Below are 17,184 nucleotides of genomic sequence, written 5' to 3'. Positions count from 1 at the left end.
TCAGGCCTGACCTGCGAGCCGCAGGTTCCTTTTCCTGCAGCCCGTCAATGCAAATCAGACGGCGTCTTGCGGTCGGCTACGCTGCGCAGGCGCGTGTTCAGAGCAGCGAAATTGATCGCGCTCCCGCCCGTCAGGACGCGACCACGTGCGGGCGCGCTGCTTGCCGAAGTCCGTCCGAACGTCGGTGGTGGAACGGAGCCGGTGACGGCGACGCCGTTGGCGGCCAGATGCGCGCGGACGCGTGTGCAATACTCGACCGACAGATACGAGAATCGCGTCTCGCCATGGCCAGCGCGATATTTCATCGTAGCGGTGCAGAGATCGCCGTTGGCCCGGCGCCAGGCACCGGCGAGATAGCGAACGCCGTAATGCACGTTGACCTCGGGCGAAGCCAGCTCCGCCGGCGTCCCGGCAAAACCCATCATCCGTGCAGTCGGCAGCATCACCTGCATCAACCCGACTTCGCCGTCCATGCCGACCACGGCGGGATTGTATCGGCTCTCGACCGCCATCACCGCATCGACCAGCGCGGGCGGCAGGCCGCAAGCCAGCGCTTCGCGCTCGACCAGTTGCCGGTACTCGGCACGGCCGGCGCGCCAGTCGCGGCCGAACATGGCGCTTGTGCGGTACGTGAAATTGGCGAGCAGCGGATTTGCCGGAGGAAAATCGGCGGCGGTAAGCGGGCGCGGTGCAAACGGCTCCAGCGCCAAAGGCTCCACAGCGCCATCATCCGCGTCGTCCACGGAAGCCGCGACGCGGCCGATTTCGGCCTTGCTGCCGTCTTCGTGCTCCTGGGCGCGCCCCTCGCCGCTCGCGACGATCAGCAGGCACAGCGCTGCGACCCGCCACGACCGGCGTATGCTTCGACTGGCTTGCAGATGTGAAGCGGATCTAGGCATCAGCGGTGCGGCGGCACGATGGTGGGAGCGGATGGCCGAAAGGGAACGGCCGAACGACCGTAATTTGAGCCATATTGCTGGCGAACGGCCGCCTCGTTCGGGTTGCCGACACGCACATCGGACGAGCGCGCGTCGACCGGTGGCAGGTTGAGCGAAGGATTGACCTTGTTGACCTCGCGCTTGAGCTGCTGATTGATGCAACCGAACGCGCTCTCGTTTCCGATCTGCACATCGACGCAGCGTTCGTATGTGGGCTTCGTCGCCTGCCCGCCGATGATGGTGCCCTGCCGCTCTGCCGGCGGATTGCCCGGATTGGCGGATTGGGCCCCCGCACCTCCCGCCGCCGCGAGCGCGACGAGACCGGTCGCGAGAGCGCGGCCCCCCGTACGCGCGGACCAATGCAAAACTCGGCTCATAGCCCTGTTCCTCCACCAACCGGCAGGTTCGTTGGCCGGGCCGCGGGCGAGCATTAACATAATTCGATATCGTCGGATCGTATCCTGCACGATGAGTAACATTTGCGGACCCGCCGTCAAGACGCCTCCTCCGCCTCCATCATCAGAATGCCCGGCCCGGCTTCACTGCAGGACGGTGGTCGTCGAGGATGTCGGCCCCGGGAAGCGGATGTTGTTGACGAGGCTCACTCCGCTCTCTGCGGTCACGAGCGCCGTGTTGATGAAGGTCAGAACCTTCGTGACATCCACTTGCGCCGCGTTGGCGGCGTAGAGCACGTCGAACGGACGCATCGATAGCTTGGTGGCGATGAAATATCCGGCCGGATCCTGGAAGTTGACGTTGAAGACGATCGGCACGGAATCGCCGTCGAACCTGGAGCAGTCGACGCCGAGCCGCTGCGCCACCTCGCGCGGCTCACGGCGATACAGGAAGACGGATGCCGGATCGGCCTGGAGGTCGAGCAGGCCGCGCGCCTTCGCGACCGCTTGCGTCAGATTGATACGCCAGGCGTCGAAATTGAACTCGCCCTGCTGGCCGGTGGCGCCGAACGCGATGAATTTCATCGGCTCACGGTAGAGATAAAGGCGGTCTCCAGGCTGCACGAAGGCGTTGCTCGCCGGGAAATAGACGAGATTACCGAACGGCACCGTGGCGCGCTTTCCACCGCGCTCGAGCACGACCCACGTCTCCCAGCCGGCGCCGCTGATGCCGCCCGCGCGCGTGATCGCGTCGGTGATGCGGTCCTGCGCACCAGCGGACGGCATGGGGAATCGCACCGGCGTCCTGACCTCGCCGAACACGCTGACGAGCGAGGAGCGCTGCTGGCTGGATGTCACCACGACCTGCGGGTCGATCGCGCGTTTCTTGATCTGCGCAAGAATGTCCTCCTGAACCTGCACATTGGTGCGGCCCGCGGCGCGGATCCGGCCGGCATAGGGCACCGTGATGTTCCCGTCGTTGTCGACGGCCTGATCGGGCAGATTCACAAAATTACCCGGGCGCACGCCGGCTTCCAGCGGCACATAGAGCCCGCCCGCCGCGGCCTCGAAGATCGTGACGCTGATGACGTCGCCTATGCCGAATTTGATGCTCGAGGGCGGACGCGTGTCCGCGAGATTTCCGGATAGTCCGTTTGGCTCGTATTTCTCGAGCACCTGCAGCACCTCGGGATTGAGCTTGACGACGGCAAAGGGCAGCACCGTCGTGTTCTCGTTCCTGATGTCGAGACTTGCCGGCCCTGACATCGGAATGAACCCACAGCCGCCGAGCACGGCCGACGAGATCAGGCAGCATGCGATCAACAAGAACTTCGAAAATCGCATGACCGTTCGTTTCACACCAAGCTGACGCACACCTGGACCGGCTTGCGGGACGCCTCGCGGCGGAGCATGCCTCCCGCGCCGCCGGCGCAGGTGATGTGCGGTTCCTGCTGAGTAGACGCTCGGCGCAACGCATCTGCGAAAACGAGCACGGTAGCCGACGAGACTTCGGGGCCACAAATCCCGCGGACGCCGCCGCGCGTTTCGCGCGCGGCCGATGAACCCGACGGAATCGGTCAACCGAACGTGTCAACGCCCCGCAGCTGTCGCTCGGGCGGATCGATTGCTCAAATCAGCGAAGACGCGGCGGCCGAAAAGGCCCCGGATCACATCAGTTCGAGGACAACAGCTCGCGCAGGCGCGCGAGCTCGATCTGAGTTTCGGAGACCATACGCATCAACAATGCATTCTCGTGCTCGAGATCTCTGATGCGGCGAAGCCGGCCGTCCTCGTCCTGTTTCAGACCAAGATCGTAGACGTTGGCCTTCAATCTAGGCAGCGCGGACTCGGAGCAGACCGGTTCGGTCGGATTCGTCGCGCGCATTTCAACCCCCAAAACAAAAATTACAGACAGGCCGTCTCCAAAATGGGACGGACAGCAGCCCACTGCCCGTCTCCCAGAAGCCTGTTGCCGACCTTGTAGGTCTGTTTCTTATCGTTGCTGTGACCAATCCTAAACAAGAAGTCAGATTTCTGGACGAAAAGCGTTCATTCGGTGGCGGGTGTGCTCAGCTTGTCCGGCGTCTCGCTCAATCGTGATGGATGGCGGCGACACGGAGCTGTCGACCGCGACCGCAAGCCTATCAATCTCGAGTTGAACGCGCGGATCATCACTGCTTGTCGTTCCCCGATGACGTCGTATCGGACTCCTTCTTGTCAGTCGCCTGGTCATCCTGACCGTCGCCGCCGCCATAGCCGATCACCTCGACGATGAAGATCGAACCCTGTCTGCGGGCCCCGGTTGCGGTTGGCGTTTCCGCGGACTTGGCGGCCGCGCCGGCCGTATTCGAGCCTGCCGTGAGCGCGCCGATATTGGGAACGGATACGGTCGGAATTCCGGTCGTGCTCCCCTGCACCTGGAAATTGCTGGCGTTGGCGATGATGGGTGCGACGAAGACTGCGCTGCCCGAGGCGCGCACGCCGGCGGTGCCGAAATCGATCGTGCCGCGCGATGCGAGAAGATAAAGCTGGGACGCCGCTGCTTGCGACGACGCCTGCAGCGTGCCGATGCCCGCGCCGGTCACGAAGCCGCCAAGATCGATCGACTGGTAATCATCCTGATCATAGAGCACCTGCAGCGCCGGTGCCGATAAGGTCGTCTTGGAGCCGCGGCCGGCATCGAGATTGCCGTTGGAGCTCCACATCAGGATGTCGCCGCCCTGGGTCGTGAGCACGCGGCTCGAATTCACCAGCACACTTTGGTCTGTGAAGGTGTTGATCGCGCCGCCACCCAGGGTGAGGATGCCGATATCCCGCAGCTTGAGGGCCGAGTTGGGTTCGGCCGCAAGCGAGCCGACGATGATGTTGCCGCCCGGGCCGAACATCGAGATATCGCCGCCGAGCTGGGTCTGAACCGTGGCATGCAGCAGGTTCATGTCGCCAGTCTTGACCAGCTGGCTGGCGCCGTTGCTCCCGCTGCCGAGCACGTTTGCCGTGTAGCCCAGCCGCGCCGGGAACATCGTCTCGATCATGCGGTAGCCGCGCTGCGTGTTCGACGACGTGCCGTCCTTCTGGCCGATGCCGACGGCCTTGAGCTCGGCGAAGAATACCTGGTCGGCGAAGACATGCTGGAGGTCGGCGGGCAAGGCCTGGAACGTCACCCAAGCGCTCGCCTGATCCTGGGGAAGCACTCCGAAGCGAAGCAGGAAAGAGCCAAGATCAACAAACCCACGCTGGACCTCCGACGGGACAACGCCGGCAAAGAAATTCCAGGGACTAGTCAACTGGTCTATGTACTGGTCCAACTTGTTACGATCGATGACTTTCGGATTTCCGTCTGCACTGAGATTGATGTTGTTCCGGCTGAGAGCGTCTCGACCAGCCGGGGTACTCAGGTAATTGTAGACGACGTCGCCCTTCAGGTAGCTGCGGAGCGCATCCGTGTTGAACGCATAATTGTGAGGCACCGCGGCCGCGTTCGCCGGATTGATATAGCCATCGGTCACCGCCTGGTAATCGACACCGAACTTGGTGCCGAACATCGTGATGATGTCGGCGCCCTGCTTGGTGCCGGCAGCGTCCGTCAGCGTCGCATTGCGCCGCGGATTAGTCGCCGGGCCGAGCAGCGACTGGTTGTAGATGCCGACCGAACCGCCTCCCGTTTTTTCCGAAATATAGATGTTTCCGACCGGCGTCGGGCTGGAATTGCCCACCGACACGATGCCCTCCTGAACCGGAGCCTGGGTCGCATTGTCAAACGCGGCCGGGAGGAACGGGCCAATATCGCCGCCGGCCTGAACCACGAGGAAGCCGGGTCCGGCCACCTGCAAGCCACCGCCATTGTTAAAGCCGGTGTAAGTGATGTTCCGGCCGGCTGCGATCGTGCTGACGTCGCTGGTATGGATGTTCTGCACGATGATGTTGAGATCGACGATGTCGCGCCCCGCATAGATGCTGGTCGGGCGATTGATCTCGATGCGCTGATAGACATTTTCAGTCGAACTGGTGGTCCTCTTGCCGTAGCTTCCCGTTGCCTTGATATCGCCGGTCGCGGCGTAAATGCGGGCGGTCGTGTCGAGACCGTCGGCTACATCGTTCTCATGCGCAAGGATCGCACGGCTGGACGACTCGTCATTGCCGCTATTGGGACGGAACGGATCGAACGCAGCGTCGATCAGAGACGGCCCGGCGGAAATAAGCGGGCGTGAGATCGATTGCGACGTCGATGTCTGCGGGTAACCGAACGTGAGGTCGATGCTGCCCTGCGCCAACAAATTGAAAGTGCCGTGCTCGGATGGGCTGAGCACGATGCCCGGCGCTGGAACCGCAGCCGAAGCACCCGAAGCATTCTGATTCAGGATGTTGCTGATCCCGGTCGTTATCAGATTGCCCTGCAACGCGATGGCCTCGAAGCTCGCAGGATAAGTCGCCGGAGCTGCCTGAACATTCAGGCTGTTGGCGGGATTGATGGAGATCGCGGTGGGCGCGATCGCGATCGTCACGTCGCCCGACTGCGCCACCAACCGAACCTTGCTAGCGGAGCCGTAGGCATCGAAATACAGTGGTAGCGTCGGGTCGGGCTTCGGCTCCAGGGGATTCGCCTTGCTCGGTTGCTGGGCGTGCAGCGCAGCCGGGTTGACGACACCTGCCATCGCGATCGAGCCGTTTGCCGTCATCGTGATCTGGCCGGTATCGACAGCGAGCAGCGGAAGGTTCGGAAGCTTGAGCGTGCTGTTCGCGTACCTGTAGACATAATCGTTCTGGCCGATGTCGCCGCCCGCGACGATGCTGGCGTGGCCGGATCCCTCGTAGAACGAGCCGCCCCGGATGTCGCCGCCGGCGCGCACGACCATGTTCCCGCCGCCGTAGAGATGGGTCACTGGCGTGCTGTTCGCCGACAGGCCGCCGGTGACGCGCCCAGTCGTCGGAGCCGACACCGACACATCGAGCATATTGCGCCCGGCGAGAACGCTCACATTTCCGCCTGCGCTCAGGAAGCCTTGTTGGAAGCTGCCATACTGGATCCACCACGCGGTTTGCGAGGCGATCTGCGTTCCAACCGGCGCGAAGACACCGGCTCCGAGGATCGAAGCACCGGCGCTGGGCGTCACACCGGAACTGGATAGCAGCCAAGGCTGATAGTACTGAGGCACTTTCTTGTAGACCGTGTTGCCGTTCGCATCCTTTATTGCGACTACCTTGGTGCCGCCTACGACATCGCGCTGCGCGTCGATGACGACGTCCCCGCCCTTTTCAGGGAAGGCCGCCGCGGTTGGCGGTCCGTAGTAGAGCTCAGGCGCGGCGGTGGCAGCCGCGTTGCCGTACGCCATGAGGCGGGGCTCGAAGAAGCCGTTTGGATCGTTGACGGCGAGGCTCGGGCTGTACGGATTGGCGTAAGTTTCCGTATTGACGCCGGCTGCATAGATCACGCCGGGCGCGTCGGTGTCCTTCATGATCACATCGCGAGCGGCCGCGACAGTAATGCTGCCGGTGCCTGTCCGGATCATGGTCGGAATATTGACAGAAACAGAGGCGGTACTTCCCACCACCTTTTGGTCGTAGCTTGCGTGCTTGTCGACGATCACGTCGCCCTTGTCGTTCGCAAGCGGGACTCTGGCAGTCGGATTGGCGCTCGACACATCGGCGCCCGCGGTCAGCATGTAGGACCAGGACGATGGCGCCGTCACCGCCTTGATGTTCGCCTGGCTGCAATCGATCGTGCAAACCAGCAATTTGTGCGGGAACAGGTCAGCACTCGCAAGATCCTGCGAAGTCGGGCTGATGCCGTTGCCGACGTCCCCGGCCCTGTAGGGCGCGATCAGAAGCGTATTGCTGGTAGGGTCGTTCAAATAGATCGAATTGAAATCGATCGCGCGTAAACCGCTATTTGACGCGAAATAGTCGTTGACCTTGCCCGCGTAGACCGGGTCGAGATAGTTCGCGAACTGGAAGAAGCCGTCCGAAATCGAGGCGTTGACGTTGATGTTTCCGGCAGCGCGCAGCGAAAGCACGCCGGCGTCCAGACCGCCCCAGGGCGTTGCGAGACGGTAGGTGAAATCTATATAGTCCGAAGCGGGATTGAAGATGGTCGGCGATGGTTTGCCGCGATCGACCACGCCCGCCGCCAGATTCCAGTTGCTGCTGACGGTGATGTCGCCCTTGGAGTTCACCAGGTCGACGCCCGGCTGCACGTGCACGACGTCCGCGCCGAGGCTGTTGACCAATGGAGAAAGGCGCGTGAACAGGTTGGTGAAGCCGTAGCTCTGCCCGTTGTAGCTCCACGTTCCCTTGGTGATCCGGGAGACCGTGTCGCCGAAGAAGGCATTGCCCGTGCCGGCGCCGCCGGTAAAGGAGGCAACGCCCGGCTTGCCCTGGTTGGCCGGATCGAACGCCGCGTAGACGCCGCTCGACGTCAGTGGAATGTAGTCGTTTGTGGTTGGCACGAACTGCAGGCTGCCATTGACCAAGGTGGTCGAGCCCGACATGTTCGATACTTTTGTGAATGTCGCCGTCGCTTGGCCGTTGTTACCGCTGACGCCGAGGGAAACGGATAGCGAAGTGCCATCATAACCGGTGGAACCAGGCGCGAGCGACAAGGATGCTGAAACGATCTTGACGGTTGACAGCACACGACCGAACAATCCGGTCGCAGCCGGCACGTCCGTGACATTGCCGATTTGAACGCTCGTAACTCGTGTAAGGTAACCGGTACCAGCATCCGTGATGGTGACCGTCGCGTCACCGCTTGCACTGAACGACACGCGGCCCTGGGCAGTCCTGCCTCCAGGCGTAGCTGGCGGCGGGAATGTGATGGGAATATCGCTCTGACCGAAGTATTGCGACAGCGTCGTCGTGTTCGGAAGAAAAGTATCTATCCCGCCGGAGACATTGATAGTCGCGATCTGGATTCCTGCGCTGTTTTTGACCGCGACGGACGTCGGCACGCTGGGAAGCCCCGTTCCACCGCTTATCGTCTTGTCGAGCTGAAATCCCGTAACGTTGGTCCAGGTCCCGTCCGTGGCAGGTATCAGATTTCCGTTCTGGTCCACGCCCTTGTACCAGCCGGCCGGGTCGATCGTCCCGAACCAGCCGAGGCTCGACCCGTCGATACCGTAGCGGCCGGCGGTGGTGTCGAACGCGATGAAGCCGTTCACGGCGACCGAGCGCGCGCCGACGATGCTGACCTTTGAGCGATCGTTGATGTTGTTGGTGGCATCGATCACGGGAAGCGCGTCGAAGGTCTTGTCGCCGTCGGCGTAGAAGTTCATGCCGTGCGTGCCCGACGGGTTGGCGACATTGCTGATCGCGGCAATCTTGACGTCGTTGTTGCCGTCCAGAGGGGCGCGGAACGTCACGGTGCCGCCGCTCAGGCCGCCCCTGGTGCCGCCGGAGACGTTGATCTGCGTACCCTGTTGCAGCCAGATTTTCGACTTGGCGTCCCAGCCGATTCCGATGGTGACGTCGCCGCCACGCTCGTCGGCGTGCGTGGTCGAGGCGTCGATCACGCCGCTGCTCGCCAGGAACACCGAATTGGCACCGTAGAGCGCGACCTTTCCGCCGGCCTGCCCGGTGCCGTCGATCGTGCTGCCGCCATAGCCGGTGGCATCCAGCGTGCCGCGGATGATGACCTGACCCAGTTGCCTTTCCTGGAAGATGGGAATCCAGGTCGGATCGTCCGCCGTAAGCGTAATGTTATTGGCCTTCAGCGTGTGCCCTGCCGCCAGTTCGAGATTGCCGGTGCGGGTGTGGATGTCGATCGCGCCGGTGAGGCCGCCGGCGAGCAGAATGTCCGCAAGCGCCGTCAGGTCGGCCGCACCGCCTGTATCAAGCTTGAACCGGCCGCCGAGGCCGGGACCGCCGGTGCCGAGCAGCCGGCCGGCGAGCATCGCGCCGCCGCGGAGCGCGTCCACCTCGATCGTCCCGCCATAGCCTTGACCACCGCTCGTCGTCGCGACGTCGATGGTGCTGCTGGCGTCGGTGATGACCTGGCCTCCGCCCGTGGCGTTCGACCCGATGTCGGCATACAGCACGACCTTGCCGCCTGACAGATAGGTGTCGACGTCGACCAGCGTCTTCTTGTAGCCGCGCGCCGAGATATACGCGCCGGGATTGAGGGTAACGTTCCCCGCGATCGCACCGAGCGTAATCGTGCCGGCCTGCGCCTGAATGGTGCTGCCGACGGCAATGTTCGACGCCGTGACCGTGAGAATGCCGCCGGTCTCGTCGCTGTCGGCAGGCGCAGTTGCGGCCGAGCCGCGCGTCACCGGATCGACGATGGAGATATCGCCCGACGCCGTCAGGACAAAACCCTGAGGAGTTCCCGCGGTTGCGCCGGAGACCAGAATGCGCGGCGTGCTGACGGTGAGGTCGGTCTTGTCGCCGTTCGCGCCGAGCGTCATCGTGCCCGGGCCTTTGACGACCACGCTGTCGTCGGCCGACCATTTGACCTTGGAGAAACCGGCAATGGTGAAGTTGCCGTTGACGACATTCCCATTGACCCGGCCGCTGCCCAGGTCGATTTCCTTTGCGGCCAGTTCGAGGCTGTTGCCGTTCGCCGCCGGAGCGCTGAAGGGCGGGCTGGCCCCGGTGTTCTTGAGCGTGATGTTGTTGCTCGCCGAGATCAGGCCGTCCCGCGTCAGGGTGGCGCCACCCGAACCCGCAACCGTCATCGTCCCGGCAGATGCGACGCTGACCTTGCTGTTCGGATCGAGCGCGATCTGGGTGTTGGCGGCGTAGGTCGTGGCGACGCCTGCGGCGGATGTGACGGTGACGCCGACGCTGAACTCGACCGTCGCCGAGGAGGAAAACGCCAGCACCGTTCCGGCGCGCAGATTCAGGCTGGTGCCGGGATTGAGCACCTCGCTGCCGAGCGCGATGCCGGTGGCGTCCAACGACAGACTGCGCGCACCGGAATTGAAATCGCCATACACCGTAACCGGACCAGACAGCGCGCGCAGGGCCAGTGTCTGCACGTCGGCGAACTGGGTGCTGTTGGCCGGCAGCACCAGGCTCTTGCCGGCAACCGCCGAGGCCGCTCCGACGCCGATGGTCGGCGCGATCAGGTTGACCAGATTGGCGTGCAGGTCCGTTGTATTGATGGCGATCGCGTTGTTGGAGGCGGTGGCTTGCAGCGTCAGCGTGTTGGTCGAGATCTTGACGCCGTCGGCGATCGCCACCTTCCCGCTGTTGCTGGTGTCACCGCCCGCCAATGTCAGGCTTCCGGTCACCGGCCCGGCCGGCAGCACGGCCGTTGCGGTCGCGACATCCTTGAATTTGATCGTGAGTGCTGGCGCCGAAACTCCGGTCGCAGTCGGCCCCGTCAGTTGCAGCGTCGGGTCGTTGCTCGCCACGAACAAGGCGCCGCGCCCCGGCTGTTGCGCACCGCCGTTCGCGTAATAACCGAGAGCCAGCCGCGCGGGGCTCGTGGGATCGAGGAGTTTTGCAAGATCGGCACCCACGATCTCCGTTCCAGAGAGCGTCCCGCCTAAAGCCGCGGCGAGGCTCTGGGCCGTGACAGGCGCCTGCCCGTCCGCAGCAACGACGTAATGGCGCCCGAGCCCGGCATGAACGACACCCGTAGTTTTGATGATGCTGCCGGTATTGATGGTCACCGTGCCGCTACCGGCCTCCGGGACATAGACCGGAAGATCCAGCAGGACGGACTGCGATCCGACCGTCACCGATTGCGTGACTTCCTGCCATTGGCCGACCTGCTGGGCGACAAGCAGGATCTCCGGCGCGCTGAACGTCTCGCCGCGCGTATCCACGACGACATTGCTGGCCGTCGGCGTGATCAGCGTGCCCGTTGCGAAGTCGCTGCGGCTGCCGCCGATCAGAATGCTCTCGAAGTCGTTGAGCTGGGCAACGTCAAGGCCGACATAGCCGGCCGGAATGTCGTTGTTGACGTACCCGGCATGGCCGACCACCGCTAGCTTGGGCGCGCTTATGTCCAGCTCGCTGCCGCGGCCGGTGTTGCCGTTTTTGTCTTGTCCCGGCAGCGTCCGCGCAACGCCGTTCATCACGATCGACTGGAGCGCGGAGATCGACAGCCGGCCCGCATCCATCGGCAGCCGCGGCGCCGTGACATTGTTCTTGGCCGCCAGTTGGGCATAATAGGCGTTGGCGCCGTTGAAGCTGTACTCGCTGTATTGCTGCCAGACCGAGCTTGTCTGCACCGCGAACACCGTCTGGCCGGACGACTGCTTTCCGGGCGCGGTCGACTGCGTGTAATGACCGGTCACCAGAACGGTGCCATCAGGCAGTTTGGTTCCCGTGGCAATGTTCTTGCCGGTGTTGTCGCTGGAATAGACGACGACACGCATAGCGCCCGGCAGCGTCGCATAGTGCGCCGGATAAAGCGTATAGGTCCCCGCCGGGATGCCGTTGCCGCCGTCGATCGTGATCTGGGTGCCGGCCAGCGGGATCGCGTCGCCGGCGGTGACGGTCTTGCCCGCATCGGCACTGCGCGCGGTCGCAAAATGGATGTCATACGCAGCGATCGGATCGGTCTGCGACGGCAACAGCGCGTAGACGGTCTGGCCGGAAGGCGTCGTGGTCAGGCTATCGCGCGAGCCGCCCTTGCCCGCAATCCACTCCATGGCCTGGATATCGCCGCCGCCACGCAGGTCGATCGTCGAACCGTCGGCGCGCGTTACGTTCGATCCGGCCAGGATCAAACCCTTCGACGGCGGTTGCGCCAGCGGATTGAGATTGGCGTTGTAGTACCAGTTGGTGCCGTCGGACGTCGCACCGTAGGGAACGGTCGTGTCGGCCAGCGACACCGAGGTGAGGCTCCCGGCCTCCAGCACCACCGACTGCGTGATGATCTTGGATACTGCACTGTCGGTATTGCCGAGCGCGATCTTGCCGAGCGGCGCGAACAGATTGCCCGCTTGCTCGATGGTCCCGGCATACACGGTGATGCCGCCGCCGGCCGATAGCGGAATCCCGGTGTAGCTGTTGGCGGGCGCGGCGAACTTTACGTTCCCCGGCGTCTCGATCGTGAAGTTAACGGCGGAGACCGGATAGATTCGCTGGGCGGAGAGCAGGAGATCGCCGGCCGAGACCAGCTTGCCGGTGAAACTCGACTGCTCCGCCGTCGCGCTGGTGTCGTTTCCATTGGTCTTGAGACCGTTCACAACCTTGAGCGTGCCGAGGCGGAGGTCGCCGCTCGCAATCAGGTTGATCTGGCCGAAGCCCGAGAAGTCGAGGCCCGGCTGAGCGTCACCCGGTTTGAAATTGGACGGTCTTCCACTCTCCAGATCGATCGTCTGTGCATTCACCGTCAACGTGCTGGTGCCGGCGACCGGCTTAATACTGGAGAAGCCGGTGAGCACGACATAGGGCGCCGCAATGCGTGCATCGATCGAGCCGGATCCCGGCGCCTTGATGTCACCTGCCGCAATGTGCAGACGGCTGGTTACGGTCCAGTTCAGCGAACTGGAAATCGTGAGCGCTTTCCATGACGGATCGCTGTCGCCGTAGGTGGTGCCGGGCACATCGGTGAAGATGCGCGCGGCGCCGCCCTGCGCCGCGGCGGCGTAGAGATAGACGTTGTCAAACGGCGCGAGCTGATCGGCCGAAACGGTGAGCGTCGTCGGCGCGCTAATGACGCCGGCGGCGCCCTGCTGCAGGAATATGTTGCCGCCTCCGAGCAGGATGGTCCCGCCATTGGCGCGCGCGTCAGCATGCACCGTGCCATCGCCGGCGACATAACGGCCACCGGCCGCGGCGAAGCTGCCGCCCCAGGAAAATCCGCTGACGTCTGCGCTCACCGTGCCGGCGTCGCTCCAGGACCATTGCGACGTAGTCGCGCCGCGCGCGCCTGCCACCTGGATGTTGCCGGCCGCGCCGGAGACGTCGACCACCGCGCCGGCATCGGCGACGAGGTAGGTTTGCTGCGGGGTGCCGGCGGAGCCAGGAGCGCCATAAGCGAAATAGAACTTGTTCTTGTTGGTATCTGTCGGGTCTGTGTAGGTGTTGACCGTAGTAATCGCTCCACCTTCCACCGCGAACGTACCGCCAGCGATGTAGCTACCGCTCGTCCTTGGACCGTTGACCGTCCCGAACAGGGAATTGGCGACGAATGTCCCGGACAGGTCGATCTTCGCGTCGGACGAAAGATGCGTCGCCAGCGAGTTGATGAAGACGGAGCCGCCATGGTCGATGATCGTGCCACGCAGCTCGACGGACTGCGCTGGGACGCTCCAATCCGGAGTGCTTGGCTTTGGACTGGTAGATGTCGACCCGCTGCGATCTTTTGTGACCGCAGCCATCGTGATGCTCGCCTTGGGATCGGTGATGATCTTCGAACCCGTATCGAGCTTGATTTTGTCGGCCCTGAGCGTGAGATCGACCGGCTTGCGCCGGTCGTCCGCAAGCAGTGCCAGTTGCGGCGCGGGCTGCTGGCCGAGCTTGGTCCCGGTCGGCGTCGCTGTGTAGTCGGCGAGACTCGCCAGGTTCTTCTGCTGAAGGGTCAGGCTGGTCCCGGCCGAGACGATGATCTGGGCGTCCGCGCCGGACCAGTCGTCGCTCACCGTCTCGATGATGTAGGAGCCGAAGCCGCCGCCCGTCAGCAACGAGACAGGCAGCGTGCTCGCTTTGCCGCCGATGCGGATCGACGACGTCTGACTATCCTCGATCCGGATGGTGCCGACCGCGGCAACCCTCAGGCTCCCGTTGCTCTCGAAGCCATAGCCACGCAGGGTGCCGTCGAGCCCGATGACAGCCGGCTTCGCTAGATTTGGCGTTGGATGATGTGGGCCATTGATATCCTCCCACTGTCCACCCGAGTACAGGGCGAGCGAAATGCTGCCTGCCTTGCCAGCCATCACGCCATTGGCTGCGGTCTTGGCCTTGCCCTGCGGCGAGATGTAACCACCACTGGATACATCAAGGACGCTACCGTTTGCTAACAAGATGCTTCCGGTCGCGTCCAGGTAGCCATCTACGACAGCTGTGCTGTCCTTGGTTGTGGTAATCGAAACTGTGCCGCCATTGGTGAAGGCGGGACCAGCCGCGTCAACTCCCGCCACTCTTCCGATATCGTTTACAAATCGACCGCTGACATCGATCGTGCCCTCGACGAAAATGTTCGCGGCGATCGCGTGACCCGATTGATCGGTTGGGGCCTTGAACAAAGAACTGAATTTGCCTCCAACCGAGACACGATCCGTTGATAGACTGACGCTTCCCCCTGCCGCCGAAACCGTTCCAGCGATATCGATCGCACCACCCGCCGTGACGGAAAGGCTGCCGCCGGCCGCGAGATTGAGCATGCTGCCATCCGACAACACGAAATCGTTCGCCGTCACCTTCAGCGAGCTGAGGCCGTAACCCGACAGGATGTCGGCCGACAGATTCGTCGTATAGGTGCTTTGCGTCGTGTAATTGGCCGATGCCGTCGCGCCGATCTGCACGCTCGACGGTGTCGTCAGCTCGAGTGAGCCCTGCAACGGCAACTGCCCGCCGCTGATCTGCCGCTCGCCGGCTGTCGAGCCGAAATACATCGTCCCGAGCAGCGCCGGATTGACGGTCACGACGCTTACGCGTCCGGCGTCATGCCCCTCGGTGAAGCCTGCCGAATAGATCTGGGTTGGCGTGGACCAGGTTTCCGTGACGCCCCAGCGCGCATGCTTGACGATGAACTGGCCCGCGATCCCGAGATAGGTCATGTTCGGGTCGGCGTTGGTCATGCTGTAGATGCGGCCGTCGCTGCCGATCAGGCGCGTCGTGTTCACCATGCCGGGCAGGAACTTCACGCTGCCGCCCGCGACATTCATGATCGAGCCGTCGGTCTTGACGCTGGCAGCACCGTTGCTGGTGGAGAGGTCCGTCGCGAGAGACACGCTGCCGCCGACGGTCATCAGCTGGTAGATGCTGCGCGGGACCTTGGCGACATAGCCGCTGGCGTCCGCGAGCGGCGTTCCCACCCACGTGGTGCCATCGCTGCGGGTGCCGGTGTTGCGGATGTCGATATACATCGTCTGGCCGTACAGCGCGCCGTTGCGCTGCAAGGGCATGTCGGCGAACTCGGCGCGCGGCTGGAACGAGATGATGTTGTAGCTCGCCGGCAGCTCGACGTTCTGGAGCCCGGCGACGTCGACCGTTGCACCCGGCGAAAGCAGGACGCTCTGCGCAGCGTTCGAGTTGGAAAGGACGCCGCCTTCGTTGCCTCCGCTCGTGCCGACCCTGCCCTGCTGGAAAAGGTTTGGTACGTCGCCCGTCGGAAAGAGCTTCGCGTTGAGCGAGACCTGCGCCGATGGCGCCGAGATCAGCCCGTTCGATCCGACCGTGACGTTGGTTTGCGCCGACATCTCGATATAGGCCGGCGCGAAGCTCTGCGTGCTCGCCAGTCCCGCCGCGCCGTCGTCGACCGGAAGGCTCGAGATCACGCCGTTCATGGTGACGCTGGTCGCCGCGCGGAGAAGCACGAAGCTGTTGCGGTCGATACTTGTATCGACCGAGATCACGCCCTGGATCAGTTTTCCGGCGCTGTCGGCCAGAGCGTGACCGCTCGCATCTGTGGGATTTCCGATCGCAACGGTATCGCCATTCATCACCACGATGCCGCGAGAAGCGTCGATCACACCGTCATGTTTGACTGCACCAGTGCCAGCCAGATAAGTGCCCGCAGAACCAGTTGGATAGCCAAAGGGTTTCGATGGATCTCCCGCTACGTCGTAGTACGACGACGCAAACTGCGACAGCCTGAATTCGGTGCCGCGGAATTTGATGGTGTTACCCTTGTCATCCTTGCCCAGTACACTGTCCGGCAGCGCCGAATAGCCGTTCGGAACGACATCGATCGTTCGCGCCGCCACCATGGCGACCTCCCCACCGGGCGTGGTGATCGAGCCGGAATTGTAGACGTTGGCGCCGAACAGATAGACCGAGCCGGGCGAGCCAAGCGAAACCTGGTCTGAGAGGATATTGCCGGTGATGGACGCGCCGCGCTCGACCTTGATGTCGCCGGCGATCAGCTTGGTCGCCGCGCCGCCGTCCTTGTCATAGATCGAGAACGAGTTGAGATCGGCGATGCCGTTGTTGAGAAAAAACTGGTCGCGCGTCGCCAGATCGCTGCCGAGCTTGCCGACATCGAGGCTGGAGGCGATCAGCGTGTGAACGTTGACCTGCGAGCCGGCGCCGAAGATGATGCCGTTGCGGTTGATCAGGTAGACGCCGCCGATGGCATTGATCTGGCCAAGAATGCGGCTCGGCGAGGCGCTGGGATCCTGCACCCGGTTCAGCGCGATCCAGTCGGACGCGGACTGCCTGAAATTGACCGTGGTGTTGGTACCGACGTTGAACGTGTCCCAGTAAAGAATGCTCTTCTTCTGAGTCTGCTGGATATCGACCGAGACCTTCGAGCCGCTCGTCGTCTGCTTCGGCAAATTCGCGCCGAGCCATTTGGAGGCATCGGCCTTGATGCCCGCCAATGGATCGCCCGCGGTGCCGCCGAACGGCATCAATCCGCCCGGGGTCAATCCATTCGGGACGGACGACGCAGCGGCCTGGGCGGCGGAGGCAGCATCCGACTGGAGCTTGCGCGCGGCGGCAAGCGCTGCTGCCGCGCGGGCAAGCGAGGTCTGGGCCTGGGTCGCTGCGCCGGCAGCCTGCTGCGCGGCCAAAATCGCCGCCTGCTGCGCGGCCGCCGTCGGCACCACCGTGCTGGCGCCGGGCGTGAGGCTGCGCGCATGGCCGAAGCCGCCCGCGACCGACAGCGCCAGCAGGCTGACGCCGCAGAGCAGCGTCCGTTCAAACGCACGCCGCATCCCGGGGGGAGAAACAAGGATATCGCGATGGGGCACGCTGCGGCACTTTCTGATTGCAAGTTCCAGTCGAGCACGCCG

The 17,184-nt window shown here is 63.6% G+C and carries 5 protein-coding genes; all 5 read right to left on the bottom strand.

Annotated features, from left to right (window positions below):
* Positions 1-44 precede the first annotated feature (44 nt).
* The 5 genes from IVB46_RS35905 to IVB46_RS35885 all read right to left on the bottom strand — a co-directional run bounded on the left by IVB46_RS35905 (position 45) and on the right by IVB46_RS35885 (position 17,106).
* A complete protein-coding gene (locus IVB46_RS35905; RefSeq protein ID WP_247308514.1) occupies positions 45-899 on the bottom strand; it encodes a transglycosylase SLT domain-containing protein in 855 nt (284 codons plus the stop codon).
* A complete protein-coding gene (locus IVB46_RS35900; protein ID WP_247308512.1) occupies positions 899-1,315 on the bottom strand; it encodes a hypothetical protein in 417 nt (138 codons plus the stop codon). The genes IVB46_RS35905 and IVB46_RS35900 overlap by 1 nt, the downstream gene beginning before the upstream one ends.
* Before the next feature lie 162 nt (positions 1,316-1,477).
* Positions 1,478-2,677 carry a polysaccharide biosynthesis/export family protein gene (locus IVB46_RS35895; protein WP_223153637.1) on the bottom strand — a complete coding sequence of 400 codons (1,200 nt, stop codon included), beginning with the start codon at positions 2,675-2,677 and terminating at the stop codon, positions 1,478-1,480.
* Positions 2,678-3,005: 328 nt separating this feature from the next.
* Positions 3,006-3,218, bottom strand: a complete 213-nt coding sequence (locus IVB46_RS35890) for a hypothetical protein (RefSeq protein WP_071915580.1) — start codon at positions 3,216-3,218, stop codon at positions 3,006-3,008.
* Between the two features lie 286 nt (positions 3,219-3,504).
* Positions 3,505-17,106, bottom strand: a complete 13,602-nt coding sequence (locus IVB46_RS35885) for a filamentous haemagglutinin family protein (RefSeq protein WP_247344640.1) — start codon at positions 17,104-17,106, stop codon at positions 3,505-3,507.
* Positions 17,107-17,184: the final 78 nt, after the last annotated feature.

The organism is Bradyrhizobium sp. 61, assembly GCF_023073075.1.
Taxonomy (GTDB): Bacteria; Pseudomonadota; Alphaproteobacteria; order Rhizobiales; family Xanthobacteraceae; genus Bradyrhizobium; species Bradyrhizobium barranii.
This window is presented reverse-complemented; position numbering and strand designations above follow the sequence as displayed.

Coding starts and splice junctions, on each gene's coding strand:
- IVB46_RS35905 (WP_247308514.1), bottom strand. CDS start 899: ATGCCTAGATCCGCTTCACATCTGCAAGCCAGTCGAAGCATACGCCGG.
- IVB46_RS35900 (WP_247308512.1), bottom strand. CDS start 1,315: ATGAGCCGAGTTTTGCATTGGTCCGCGCGTACGGGGGGCCGCGCTCTC.
- IVB46_RS35895 (WP_223153637.1), bottom strand. CDS start 2,677: ATGCGATTTTCGAAGTTCTTGTTGATCGCATGCTGCCTGATCTCGTCG.
- IVB46_RS35890 (WP_071915580.1), bottom strand. CDS start 3,218: ATGCGCGCGACGAATCCGACCGAACCGGTCTGCTCCGAGTCCGCGCTG.
- IVB46_RS35885 (WP_247344640.1), bottom strand. CDS start 17,106: ATGCGGCGTGCGTTTGAACGGACGCTGCTCTGCGGCGTCAGCCTGCTG.